9 protein-coding genes and 1 tRNA gene are annotated in these 12,275 nt (G+C 62.4%); 4 read left to right on the top strand and 6 right to left on the bottom strand.

Going from position 1 to position 12,275, the window contains the following annotated elements:
* The first annotated feature begins 219 nt into the window (after positions 1–219).
* Together CVS27_RS19370 and CVS27_RS19365 are read left to right on the top strand one after the other, a co-directional pair.
* Positions 220–2,085, top strand: a complete 1,866-nt coding sequence (locus CVS27_RS19370) for a glycoside hydrolase family 13 protein (protein WP_103467487.1) — start codon at positions 220–222, stop codon at positions 2,083–2,085.
* 76 nt (positions 2,086–2,161) lie between these two features.
* Positions 2,162–3,556: an FAD-binding oxidoreductase gene (locus tag CVS27_RS19365; RefSeq protein ID WP_103467486.1), complete on the top strand. Its 1,395-nt coding sequence runs from the start codon at positions 2,162–2,164 to the stop codon at positions 3,554–3,556.
* 149 nt (positions 3,557–3,705) lie between these two features.
* On the opposite strand, the gene CVS27_RS19360 is transcribed toward CVS27_RS19365, so the two are convergent.
* The 5 genes from CVS27_RS19360 to CVS27_RS19340 form a co-directional block, all read right to left on the bottom strand.
* On the bottom strand, positions 3,706–5,070 hold the full coding sequence (locus CVS27_RS19360) for a DUF4032 domain-containing protein (RefSeq protein ID WP_103467485.1): 1,365 nt from the start codon (positions 5,068–5,070) through the stop codon (positions 3,706–3,708).
* Between the two features lie 216 nt (positions 5,071–5,286).
* Positions 5,287–6,387, bottom strand: a complete 1,101-nt coding sequence (locus tag CVS27_RS19355; RefSeq protein WP_103467490.1) for an ABC transporter ATP-binding protein — start codon at positions 6,385–6,387, stop codon at positions 5,287–5,289.
* Positions 6,388–6,580: 193 nt separating this feature from the next.
* Positions 6,581–7,813 carry an amidohydrolase gene (locus tag CVS27_RS19350; RefSeq protein ID WP_103467484.1) on the bottom strand — a complete coding sequence of 411 codons (1,233 nt, stop codon included), beginning with the start codon at positions 7,811–7,813 and terminating at the stop codon, positions 6,581–6,583.
* Positions 7,810–8,601 (bottom strand): trehalose-phosphatase, encoded by a 792-nt coding sequence (gene otsB, locus CVS27_RS19345; protein WP_103467483.1) that lies wholly within the window; start codon positions 8,599–8,601, stop codon positions 7,810–7,812. Before otsB ends, CVS27_RS19350 begins: the two co-directional genes overlap by 4 nt.
* Positions 8,591–10,048, bottom strand: a complete 1,458-nt coding sequence (locus CVS27_RS19340) for an alpha,alpha-trehalose-phosphate synthase (UDP-forming) (RefSeq protein ID WP_103467482.1) — start codon at positions 10,046–10,048, stop codon at positions 8,591–8,593. The genes otsB and CVS27_RS19340 overlap by 11 nt, the downstream gene beginning before the upstream one ends.
* 184 nt (positions 10,049–10,232) lie before the next feature.
* On the opposite strand from CVS27_RS19340, the gene CVS27_RS19335 reads away from it, so the two are divergent.
* Together CVS27_RS19335 and CVS27_RS19330 are read left to right on the top strand one after the other, a co-directional pair.
* The gene (locus CVS27_RS19335) at positions 10,233–11,132 is read left to right on the top strand and encodes a DsbA family protein (protein WP_103467481.1); all 900 of its coding nucleotides are present in this window, start codon (positions 10,233–10,235) and stop codon (positions 11,130–11,132) included.
* A 118-nt stretch (positions 11,133–11,250) separates the two neighbouring features.
* Positions 11,251–11,324, top strand: a tRNA-Thr gene (locus CVS27_RS19330).
* 575 nt (positions 11,325–11,899) lie between these two features.
* Here the strand turns inward: CVS27_RS19330 and CVS27_RS21525 are convergent.
* The gene (locus CVS27_RS21525; protein WP_103467480.1) at positions 11,900–12,274 is read right to left on the bottom strand and encodes an Abi family protein; all 375 of its coding nucleotides are present in this window, start codon (positions 12,272–12,274) and stop codon (positions 11,900–11,902) included.
* Position 12,275: the final 1 nt, after the last annotated feature.

The following is a 12,275-nucleotide window of genomic DNA, read 5'->3' as shown; positions in this document are numbered from 1 at the left end:
GATGTGGGAGAGTAGGACACCGCCGGACAACACGTAAAAAAGGTAGAGGCCCCACACCACGGTGAGGGGCCTCCCTTGCTTTAACAACCACACACCCTCACGGCCACCCCACCAAGGTGGCCACCGTCGTTTAACGCGTAATACAAAGAGCGCGGTGCAGGACTCTTCAGTTGGTCGATATATGGTGGGCGCATTGCTTGCTATTGGGAAGAGTGAATCATGACTGTTTTGACGCCGCATCACGACGGGTCCGCGATGTATGTACAAGGCGAAGGGCTCCTGGGCGAACGCTGCACGTTGCGCATGCGTATTCCGCAGTCGTGGGGCGCTGCAACCCGGGTTTGGGTGCGCAACGTCCAGGACGCCGAGCCCCGCTACGACGAGGCTCAGGTCCTCGGCATTACTGACGGTTGGGTGTGGTGGGAGGCCGCCATACTGGCCGTCAACCCCGTGGCGCTGTACCGATTCGTCATTGAAGTAGCCGGCGAGGCGGGCGAGGGTTCCAGCTATTGGCACTTGAACAACGCCGGCCTCCACGACAGGGACACCTCGGACTACAACGACTTCCGTGTCACCACCGCAAGGGATGCCCCCGAGTGGTCCCGCGACGCAGTCATGTACCAAGTGTTCCCTGACCGTTTTGCCAGATCCGCCAAGGCCGCGCAGCGGCCCACCCCGGAGTGGGCTGTTGCGTGTGATTGGCAGACGCCCGTCCACGGCAGCGGCCCGGACGTGGCGCGGCAGTTCTACGGCGGCGACCTTGACGGCGTGACGGAGAAGCTGGACGAGCTCGCAGCACTGGGCGTGGACATTGTCTATTTGACCCCTTTCTTCCCCGGCCGTTCCAATCACCGCTACGACGCCTCAACCTTCCACTCGGTGGATCCGCTTCTGGGCGGCGATGAGGCCCTCATCCGGCTGGTGACGGCCGCCCATGCCCGCGGCATGAAAGTCATGGGAGACCTGACAGCCAATCACACTGGTGACGCTCATGAGTGGTTCACGCGTGCCCAGGCAGATCCAGACTCTGTTGAAGCCAGCTACTTTTACTTCAACGAAGACCACAGCGAATACGAGTGCTGGTGGGGCGTAAAGTCACTGCCGAAGATCAACTGGGGCTCGGATGCGCTGCGCGAGGCGTTTGTCACCGGCGAAGATTCTGTGGTGGCGCACTGGCTCAAGGCCCCCTTCAATTTGGATGGCTGGCGCATTGACGTCGGCAACATGACGGGCCGGCTCGGGGCCGTGGACATGAACCGTGAGGTTGCCGCGCTGATCCAGGCCAGAATTCTCGAACTCAATCCCCACGCACTGTTGTTGGGTGAGGAGACCTCCGACGCCGGAGCTGACGTTGATGGATTCGGCTGGCAGGGCGCCATGACGTACTCCAACTTCACCCGGCCAATGTGGCAATGGCTGGCCGATCCCAGCGCGCGCGTGGACTTCTTTGGGACACCGTTGCCCGGTCCCAACAGGGTAAATGCCGAGGTGGTCCTTGCCACGCACAGGGATCTGTCCAGCGCCTTCAGCTGGCCGGTGCGCAACGCCACCATGAACGCGCTGAATACTCATGACACGGCGCGTGCGGTCAGCGTCATGATCCCCGGCGGGCCCATCGTGGCGGCCGCCCTGTCCATGCTCCTGCCCGGCATCCCTGTCATTTTCTCCGGTGACGAGTTTGGTTTGGAGGGTGACAGGGGTGAGTCCTCACGCACGCCCATGCCGTGGAATGAGCCCGCACGGATTGTCACCGACTTGAGGGCCGCATACGCATCCTTGACCACCTTGCGCCATGAGAGTCCCGCTGTGGCAGAGGGTGGCATGCGTTGGCTAATGGCCGACGGCGATGTGCTGGCTTTTGTGCGTGAGTCACCTGAGGAGTCGCTCTTGGTTATTGCAACTCGTGCTGACATGGTGGGCCTGGACTTTGATGATCTGGGTCTTGACCTTGCCGGCAGTCAGGCACTCAACGCAGCCCCGGCCTTCGCTGCGGGCGAGTTCAAAGTGGCACAAGACCTGGCTCTGGCCGGTCCGGGAGCGTATGTCTGGCGCCTGCCCGGGGTGAGTATCCCGCCGTCGTCCTAGCAATGCAGCCAACGTGTGTGCTTCTTCTAGACTGGAAGGAGCACACACGGGCATTGACGGAAGGGTCTGCGCAGCCATGGCGGTCCAAGAATTACATCTCAACCAGCAATTCGCACAGACACTGCGGGAAACCTTGCGCGCGGACCAAATCAGTGTTGCTGAGAGTGATCTGCAGACCTACGCCAGAGATCAGGGTCCCGTCACGGACTACCATGAGCCCGTTGCCGTGGTCTGGGCTGAGACGGTGGCCCAGGTGCAGGCAGTGGTGAGGGCGGCAGCCGCCCACAGTGTTCCGCTGGTCACCCGTGGTGCCGGCACGGGGGTCTCGGGCGGCGCGCACGCTACGGCCGGCGCCGTGGTGCTGAATCTGACCCGGATGAACAAGATTCTGGAAATCAACGCTGCCGATGAAATTGCGCGGGTTGAGCCCGGAGTCATTAACGGAGACCTCAATTCAGCTGTTGCCGAGTTTGGGCTGATGTTTGCCCCGGACCCGGCCAGTTTCAAGATCTCCACCGTGGGCGGCAACATCGCCACTAATGCCGGTGGCCTGCGCTGCGCTAAATATGGTGTCACCCGCGACGCCGTCCTGTCCCTCGAGGTGGTCATGGCTGACGGCTCACTCATTCACACGGGCCACAGGACGTTCAAGGGGGTGGCCGGATACGATCTGACCAGCCTGTTTGTGGGCTCGGAAGGCACCCTGGGCATAGTTGTGGGGGCAATTGTGCGGTTGAAGTACCTGCCCACCATAGTGCGCACCTTGGCTGTCTTCTTCCCCGATGTGCAGCGGGCTGCTGCGGGCGTACTGGCGCTGGGTGCCGCGCGCGTGCAGCCCTGCATCCTGGAATTGCTGGACGGGCCGTCCCTGAAGGAACTGGACATCCGCAACGGGAGCAACCTCTCGCAGCGCGGAACCGCGCTGCTGCTGATCCAGTTTGACGGTCTGGCTGCCGAACAGGAGGAGACCTTGGCGGCTTCTGCTTTGGAGGCCCTCGACGGCACTGTCAGCCGCGAGGATCCGGCCGAAGCACAACGCCTGGTTGACCTGCGTCGCAACAACCGCGGCCTGGACGTGGACGCCGAGAACCGGGTGGGCGAGGACGTGGCAGTGCCGCGGTCACAACTGGTTCACTACATCACCGCGCTGGAAGAGATGGCTGTGCGCCATGATGTTGAGCTGCAGGTTATTGCCCATGCCGGCGACGGCAACCTCCACCCCACGTTCTCTGTGCCCACTTTTGAGCCCGATCGTATCCAGGCACTCAATGCCGCCCTGGATGAGTCCATTGACATGGCGCTGGAGCTGGGCGGCACCATTACCGGCGAACACGGCATAGGCCAGTACAAGCTGCGGTGGTTGGGGCTTGAGCAGGCCGAGCCTGTGCTGGAGATGCAACGCCAGATCAAGGCACTTTTTGATCCGCAAGGAATCCTCAACCCGGGCAAGGCAATCCCCGCCGCCTCATAGACGCTCGCTCACATACGGGGCGATAATTCAGAACGCTCGCTCACTAACGGATTGGGTGGTGAGCGAGCGTTTCCAAAAAGTGCCCCGATGTGAAGGAGCGTCGGGAAAAAGTGCCCCGGACGTGAGCGAGCGTCGAAAGGGAGGGTGTGCTATTCGAACGCTGCGTCTGGGAGGACTCCGCCTTCTAGCATCTTGATGGTTGCCGTGTCGGTGCTGAGCATGATGGCGTCCTCGTCCCGGCGGAAGCGCAGGATGTTGTCCACGTAGGACTGCACGGCCTCGGCGAGGGGCACGTTGCGTTCCTCCTCCTGCGACTTGTACCAGCGGTGCTCCAGGACCTCGTGCACCACTTCGGCCGGTTCCAGCTTGCCGCCGAGTTCGCGCGGGATGGAGCGCACAATGGGCTCAAAGATGGAGCTGACCCACTGGTGGGCGCTGATCTCCTCATCCAGGGGAGGGGCAACGTCGTTCCGGAACGAGTCCATGTCATTGAGCAGGCGCCGGGCCTGGTTCTCCTGGGCGTCGATGCCCGTCAGGCGCAGCAGGCGGCGCTGGTGGTGGCCGGCGTCGACCACCTTGGGCTGCAGCTGGATGGTGGAGCCGTCGGGGGTGGTCTTGATGGCGTATTCCTCAACATCGAAGCCCAACTCGTTGAGGCGGCGGATGCGGGCGCCCACGCGCCACCTGTCCTCCAGCTCGAATGACTCCTTCTCGGTCAGCTCTGCCCACAGGCGGCGGTAGCTTTCCATGATGAGCTCGCTGGTGGCCACCGGATCCACTTTTTCCTCGATGAGCCCGCCCTCGAGCAGGTCCATGAGTTCACCGGCAATGTTGACCCGGGCAATTTCAAGATCGTACTCGCGCTGCCCCGTGGACAGGTCCGGGTACAGCTCACCGGTCTCGGCGTCCACCAGGTACGCGGCAAAGGCGCCGGCGTCACGGCGGAACAAGGTGTTGGAGAGGGAAACGTCGCCCCAGTAGAAGCCCACCAGGTGCAGGCGCACCAGCAGCAGCGCCTGGGCGTCGATGAGGCGGGTCAGGGTGTCGCGGCGCAGCTTCTGTGAGAACAGGGCGCGGTACGGCAGGGAGAATTTCAGGTGCCGGGTGACCAGTACGGGGTCCAGGGGCGCGCCGCTGGGCGTGGTGCGGCCGCTGATGACGGCAACGGGTTCAACGCAGGGCACATCCAGGCGGGCCAGTTTGCGCAGCATGTGATATTCGTGCCGGGCCACATGCTCGGAAGTTTCCTTGATGGCGATGACGGAACCGTCCAGGTGGGCAAAGCGGACCACGTGGCGGGAGATGCCGCGGGGGAGTGCCGCCAGGTTGGCGGCAGGCCATTCCTCGAGCTTGATGTGCCAGGGGAGGTCCAGCAGGCCGGGATCGGCGGAGGCAGCGATGATGTTCAAGGAGCCCATCACGGCCGCGGGCGGCGCACTTTGCCTGGGCAACTTGCCAATCTGCTCAAAGTCGGTTGGCTCGTGGTTCCATTTGGCGCCTGGTTGCTCAGTCATAATACAAATTCTCTCTTAAATGGTGAAGCGCGGCTGCCTGCTGGAAAAGTCCAGCAAGCAACCGCGCCATACAACTCGTGGTGGGCCCACGCCTGCGAGGGGCCCAACTAAAGACGCGCCAGCGGCTTCAACTTGGGGAGGGGGTGGATGGGCCCACGCCTGCGAGGGGCCCAACTAAAGACGCGCCAGCGGCTTCAGTTGGGGAGCAGGTGGGGACTAGTCGCGGGTTACAGCCTTGTCGCCCAAACGCAGGCCGGAGGTTGCATCGAAGAGGTGCACGTGGCCAACCTGGGGGCGGACGTGGATGGTGTCGCCCTTCAACGGTGGGCGGCGACCGTCGACACGGACAACCATGTCGCGCTCGTTGCCATCGATGATTGCGTGGCCGTAAACGTAAGCATCGGCACCGAGCTCTTCTACGACGTCGGCCTCAACAGCCAAGCCCTCGCCGGCACCAACCAGCTCGAGGTCTTCGGGACGGACACCAACGGTGACGGTGTTGCCTGCGGCTTCGCCGAGGACAGCGCTCTGTACGGGGTAAATTGATCCACCGAACTTCACACCGCCGTCAACAACGGGCAGTTCCAGCAGGTTCATGGCGGGGGAGCCGATGAAGCCTGCAACGAAAACGTTCTGCGGTGCATCGTAAAGGTTGCGCGGTGTGTCAACCTGCATCAGCAAGCCGTCCTTGAGGACTGCAACGCGGTCACCCATGGTCATGGCCTCAACCTGGTCGTGGGTCACGTAGACGGTGGTGACGCCCAGGCGGCGGGTCAAGGAAGCAATCTGCGTACGGGTCTGCACGCGGAGCTTGGCATCCAAGTTGGAAAGCGGCTCATCCATGAGGAAGACCTGCGGGTTACGCACAATGGCGCGACCCATGGCAACACGCTGACGCTGGCCACCGGAGAGTGCCTTCGGCTTGCGGTCAAGGTATGCCTCAAGGTCAAGAAGCTTTGCGGCTTCCTTGACGCGCTTGGCGCGCTCTTCCTTGGAGATGCCGGCAATCTTCAGGGCGAAGCCCATGTTGTCAGCAACGCTCATGTGCGGGTACAACGCGTAGTTCTGGAAAACCATCGCGATGTCGCGGTCCTTCGGCGGAACGTCTGTGACGTCGCGGTCGCCAATCAGGATGCGGCCGGCGTTGACATCTTCCAGGCCGGCGAGCATGCGCAAGGAGGTGGACTTGCCACAACCGGAGGGTCCAACGAGAACCAAAAATTCGCCATCGGCGATGTCGATGTTGAGCTTGTCAACAGCGGGCTTGGTGGTTCCCGGGTAAATTCGGGTTGCGTTATCAAAAGTTACTGTAGCCACAGCAATAAATCCCTTCATCGGCAGGTACGTGCCGAACGATCCTCAAGTGAATGGTTGGTAATTCCATCAGACCGCAGACTACCTGGGGCAGCGCGGGCCGACTTATGAAGTATGACACATTTTCCCTATGACCGAAGTCACTTCTGGTATTTGTGCCAATTCTCCATACTTATTACTTACTGCACCACAATTACTACACGAGCTCGAGCTGATCCGCCACCACTCGGCCCCGATGCAGGACGGTGCGATCCTCAGGCTTGTCCATGACAGCCGCCGCCACGGAGTCCCCGGCCACCAGCACAAAGCTTGCGACGTCGGAGACTTGCGTTCCGGGTCTGTCGGCGACGGAGCGCAGCCTGGGTGTGGAACGGTCCAGGATGGACGCCCCGCCCATGGTGGCCACGGCCACGGCATGTTCAATCAGCTCATCGGCTCGGAAGCCGTTGACGAACGCCAGCTGCCAGGTGCGGGCCAGCATGTCGGCGTTTCCGTAGGGGGACCAGTAGTCGCGCTGGCCGTCCTCGCCCAAGCCCACGCGCACGCCGGCCTCGACCAGTTGCGCCAGGGGAGGGTGGTGGCCTGTGCCGGGGGCAACCGTTGCCGTGGAGATGTCCAGCTCCGCCCAGGTCTCGATGAGCGCCCGGGTGCGCGCCTCGCTGACACCCCACAACGGGTAGCCGTGGGAGATGGTCACATTGCCCTGCATGCCAAGGGCCCGGGTGCGCTCGGCGATGAGGTCTGCGCTGAAGAGCCCCAGCTCGCCGGGTTCGTGCAGGTGGATATCGATGGGCAGCTGGTACTTCTCGGCCAGTCCAAAGACAAGGTCCAGGTGCCGCACGGGGTCGCGGTCCAGGGAACAGGGATCGATTCCGCCCACCACGTCAGCCCCGGCCTTGAGTGCTTCCTCCAACAGCTCGGCGGAGCCCTTTTCCAGCAGCAGGCCTGCCTGCGGGAAGGCAATGATTTTCACCTCGGCACGGTCCTTGTGGGTTTCGCGGGCGGCGGCCACGGCCTCAAAGCGCTCCAGGCCGCAATCCACATCCACCTGGGCGTAGCTGCGGACACGGGTGGTGCCGCGTTCAATCATCATCCGCAGGGCGGTCTCGACGCGCTCGCCGATGGGGGTCTCTGCGTTGCGCCAGTTGTTGCGGTCGTTCATCATCATGCCCCAGACGCCGGGCGCGCCCGTATGCTCCCGGAACGGCAGGCCCAGGCGGGTGGAGTCCAAGTGCACGTGGACGTCGGAGAAGGAGGGCAGCAGCAGTCGACCGCGACCCTCCACCACCGTTTCGCCGCCGTGCGCAGCGGCCGGGTTGTGTGGCGTCACGGCGCTGATGTGGCCATCGACCACCGTGACATCGCTGAGGTCCCCGCCCCAGGGGCGGACTTCACGAATGACGGCGGAGTTCAAGGTGGTGTCCTTCATGCGTTGTGCGTGCCGCCGTTGGTGCGGGCGGCGAGCAATAGTTCAAGAACTGCGGGCAGCTGGTGGGGAGACTCGATGCGGAAGTGGGCGCAGGTGTTGCCTTGGCCCACTTTGACGCCCACGTCTCCTGGGAGGAGGGCGGCAAAGGCGTGCTCGTCCGTCACATCGTCACCGGCAAAGAACGTTGCCGTTGCGTGGGTGGACTCCCGCAGCGTGGCCAGGCCTTCGCCCTTGTTGGCCGAGACCACAGAAATCTCCAGCACCATTTTGCCCGTGGTGATGGTGAAGGCCGGGTTCTGCGCCAGTTCCTGGTTAACAAGGTCGACGGCGGCTTGGCCGTCAGTTTCGCTGGCTTGCCGGTAGTGCAGCACCACTCCCGCGGGCTTTTGCTCGGCCATGGTGCCGGGGTACAGCGCCACTGCCTGGGCAACGGCGGCCCGGGCCTCGGCCAGGGCAGTTGCTTGGCGAAGGGAGGGTTTTAGCTCAGCTGAGCTAGGACCCAGATGTACTTCCGCCCCGTGGCTGCCCACCAAAAGTGTCGGCTCCGGTGGGGCGGCGACCACACGCAAACTGGCCAGGGCGCGCCCGGACACAAGTGCCGTCGTCGTCCGTTCCAAGGCAGACAAGGCTGCCAGGGCTGCTGCGGAGCGGGGGAGGGGGCGGGCGTCCTCTGCGCGGTCAACGATGGGTGCCATGGTCCCGTCAAAGTCCAAGGCCACCAAAAGGTGCGGTGTTTGTGCCAGCTCGATGACTGCAGCGCGGAGGTCGCCCGGCAGGTCAGCTGTCATCGCGGATCGCCTTCTGGGCCAGGGTGTTCAGGAAGTCGTCGCTCCAGCGCTGGACGTCGTGGGCGAGGATTTGCTTGCGCATGGCGCGCATGCGGCGGCCGGACTCGCGCCGGGGGAGGTCGATGGCCCGCACGATGGTGTTCTTGAGGCCGTCGATGTCGTGGGGGTTGATGAGCAGTGCTTGCTTGAGCTGATCGGCGGCGCCGGTGAATTCACTGAGCACCAGGGCGCCGGTGTTGTTGGTGCGGGCGGCGACATACTCCTTGGCCACCAGGTTCATGCCGTCGCGCAGGGCAGTCACCAGCATGACGTCGGCGGCCAGGTAGAGCGCCACCATCTCCTCGACGGGGTAGCTGTGGTGGAGGTAGCGGATGGCGGTGTTTTGGATGGTGTCGAACTGGCCGTTGATCCGGCCCACCATGCCTTCCACGTCCTCGCGCAGCTGCTTGTACGTTTCCACGCGCTCGCGGCTGGGGCTGGCCACCTGAATCAAGGAGGCGTCCTCCACCTTGACCTTGTCGTCGAGAAGCAGTTCGCCGTAGGCCTTGAGCCGGTGTGTGATGCCCTTGGTGTAATCCAGCCGGTCCACGCCCAGGAGGATTGTTTTGGGGTTGCCCAGGTCCTCCCTGATTTGCTGTGAGCGGGCAATGATGTCGGGGCGGGCTGCCAGCTCTTGAATTTGGCACACATCGATGGAGATGGGGAAAGGCTCTGCCCGGGCAATGTGGCTGTACCTGCCGGCGGCGTCCTTGACGTGGACCTGTTTGGCCTTGACGCCGGCGCCGAGGAAGCGCCTGGCCGAGCGCAAAAAGTTGGCGGTGTCATTGGGGCGTTGGAAGCCGATGAGATCCGCCCCGAGGAGCCCCTCCAGGATGGCCTTGCGCCAGGGCATCTGGGCGAAGATCTCGGGGGAGGGGAAGGGGATGTGGTTGAAGAAGCCGATGCGCAGGTCTGGGCGGAGTGCGCGCAGGTATTGCGGGACCAACTGCAGCTGGTAGTCCTGCACCCACACGGTGGCGTTGGGTGCTGCGGCCTGGGCGGCGGCCTCGGCGAAGCGGGTGTTGACCAGTTGGTAGGAATCCCACCAGGTTCGGTGGAACTCAGGGGGCGCGATGACATCGTGATAGAGCGGCCAGAGCGTGGAGTTGGAGAAACCCTCGTAGTACAGCTCCACCTCGTCGCTGGACAGCGGGACGGGGATGAGGTCCATGGACTCGTGATGGAAGGGTTCCAGCACCTCGTCGGGGGCACCGTGCCAGCCCACCCATGCGCCGTCGCGCGTTGCCATCACGGGTGCCAGGGCTGTGACCAGGCCGCCCGGCGCGCGTCTCCATCCGGCGTCGGAATCTTCAGTGGAAATCCTGTCCACCGGTAGGCGGTTGGAGACCACAACGAAGTCCGAACCGCCTTCGTGGATGGGCTGTTTTGGCGGAGTATCTTCAGGCATGTGCAACTCCCGGGGTTGAGACTAGGGTTTGTGTCAGCTTAGCCGCTTGGCTGCCTGCGCTGCCATGAAGTGGCATTTTGTGCGGTCCTGTTACCTTGAGAGCATTCTCCAAGGTTTCTCCCCTAAGATAATCAAGAACACGCCGTAGAACGGCCCTTTTTCATGCCCAAAGACTTGAGGAACTATGAGCTCTAAAAATGATCCGCGGTTGTCCAAAGCTGAGCGCACCGCTTTGGCGCGCGAGCAGGCCAAAACGATTCGTGATGCCCAGCTGAAGAAGGAAAAGCGCAAAGGCTGGCTGATACGTGGCGGCGTTTTGGCGGCTGTGGTGGCCATTGTGGTGATTGTTGCGCTCATAGTCATTCAGACGAACAAGGCCAACGAGCCGGTGGCGTCCACGGGCCCCGTGCCGACGAATATGAACGCCTATGGCGGCATTACTCTCGGGGCCGATGGTGCTGTTATCAAGCCGACCACCACGGAGACCACCGTGGACATCGACAAGGTGGGCACGCCTCCCACCGCTGCTGCTGAGAAGGCTTTTGACCTGCAAAAGATTGGCATCCAGCCCTCCGCCACCGGCGAGCCGATCCAGACTGTTGTGTACTTCGACTTCATGTGCCCGTTCTGCGGCCAGTTTGAAAAGCAGTTTGGTCCGCAGCTGAAGTCTTTGGCCAGCGAGGGCAAGATTACCGTTGAATACCGCGCGCTGGGCTTCCTGGATCGCTTCTCCTCAGGCACCAACTACTCCTCACGCGCCGGCGCAGCTGCTGCCTGTGTTGCCGACAAGTCGCCGGAAAAGTACCAGGCATTCCTGGACCTCTTGTTCGTCAACCAACCCGCTGAAAACAGCAAGGGCCTGGACAACGCAACCCTGAAGAAGTACGCCTCCGACGTGGGAGCGGCGGACATCAGCTCCTGTGTTGATACCAAGACCTTCCGCCCGTACATGGCCAACACCACGGCGTTGGCAACTGTCCACGGTGTCACAGGCACCCCCACCGTGTTCATGGACGGTGCGCAGTGGCAGTCACCTGAAACGTTCGACGACTTCCTGGCCAAGGCACTGGCCGCCAAGAAGTAGTCTTTCTTCCTAGATGCTCCGTAGAAACCGGCTTTCCTGCGCTTATTTTGGCGGAGGGGAGCCGGTTTTTATTTTTCTCCCCGTGTACGGTAGCCTTGTCTAGCGCTTGATTGCGTTTGCCTCCTTAGCTCAGCTGGCCAGAGCACCGCTCTTGTAAAGCGGGGGTCGTCGGTTCGAATCCGACAGGGGGCCCAGAGGCTCATAAGGCCCGGAATGACGGGGTTTTTGGGAGGACCGCATGGCTCAGAGTAGGGGTATTGCAACCTAGGTCATCCTTTTGCATGAAATTCCGGCAGGGTTTAGACCCTGACAGTCCCGTTGGCCCTGGTCGCCGGGACTGATTGCCTGTGAGACGTAGTGGCCGCCACTGGGCCTGGCCGTTGGCGGCCGCCCCGGATGGTCGCTGTTGAGATGATTGCCAGCCGATACCGTTGCGCTGTGTTTGTGTGCAGTGTTTGCTCAGCAGGCAGGCCCCTGGGGTTGCGGCGGCAAGTGGTGTTCCTCATAGGAGCCCGCCGCGCAGCCTTTTTGGCACGTCGTACGTGTGCGGCGAGTGCCTGCGGAATTCGAACTGTAGATGTTGTTCGTCGTCGGTTTGAATCTGACAACTCAATACATGCGATGTGGCCGCGCCTCGTCCAAGTGCTGCGACGTGAACAGAATTGCCTTGAGTGGCACCTAAGTATTACAGAGTTCCTTTGAGGTCCAACCTGCGGGGATCCCGAGGGCTCCTATCGTAAATCCAGGACGTTCAGGAAAGTTTTGGATCACTCTGACGAGTCGTTGCGACCATTCGGACCCTGCTTCAATGGACTGCAAGAGGTAGGCAAAAATGGCGAGGGCGTTGTAGAGTCCAAAAACGGTTTTTTGGCGCTGGTCTCGTCCTGCAGGTGGTCGAGGGCGGGGACGAGCCCGGGTTTGGGCCGACCAGAGGCGGCGACGAGTTTGCGGTTGAAGAGTCGCGCGTGGTGTGCGGAAACGATGCGGATGTAGTTGAGGCAGGAAATCCAGCTTGTCAACAACTTCTTGGTGGGGGCTCCGTACGCTTGTACGATCTCGGTCGCAAGGGAGTTGTTGAGACCGGCGTAGAGGCGGCCGAGTAGCCCCATTTCCAGGATCTCTGTCAGGGCCCAGATTGGCATC

The organism is Arthrobacter glacialis (assembly GCF_002909445.1).
GTDB lineage: Bacteria > Actinomycetota > Actinomycetes > Actinomycetales > Micrococcaceae > Specibacter > Specibacter glacialis.
Note: the sequence above shows the minus strand (reverse complement) of the source record. Positions and strands in the feature narration are given on the sequence as shown.

What these genes read in the sequence shown, in the direction of transcription:
- CVS27_RS19370 (WP_103467487.1), top strand. Translation starts at nt 220, where the DNA reads ATGACTGTTTTGACGCCGCATCACGACGGGTCCGCGATGTATGTACAA.
- CVS27_RS19365 (WP_103467486.1), top strand. Translation starts at nt 2,162, where the DNA reads ATGGCGGTCCAAGAATTACATCTCAACCAGCAATTCGCACAGACACTG.
- CVS27_RS19360 (WP_103467485.1), bottom strand. Translation starts at nt 5,070, where the DNA reads ATGACTGAGCAACCAGGCGCCAAATGGAACCACGAGCCAACCGACTTT.
- CVS27_RS19350 (WP_103467484.1), bottom strand. Translation starts at nt 7,813, where the DNA reads ATGAAGGACACCACCTTGAACTCCGCCGTCATTCGTGAAGTCCGCCCC.
- otsB (WP_103467483.1), bottom strand. Translation starts at nt 8,601, where the DNA reads ATGACAGCTGACCTGCCGGGCGACCTCCGCGCTGCAGTCATCGAGCTG.
- CVS27_RS19340 (WP_103467482.1), bottom strand. Translation starts at nt 10,048, where the DNA reads ATGCCTGAAGATACTCCGCCAAAACAGCCCATCCACGAAGGCGGTTCG.
- CVS27_RS19335 (WP_103467481.1), top strand. Translation starts at nt 10,233, where the DNA reads ATGAGCTCTAAAAATGATCCGCGGTTGTCCAAAGCTGAGCGCACCGCT.
- CVS27_RS21525 (WP_103467480.1), bottom strand. Translation starts at nt 12,274, where the DNA reads ATGCCAATCTGGGCCCTGACAGAGATCCTGGAAATGGGGCTACTCGGC.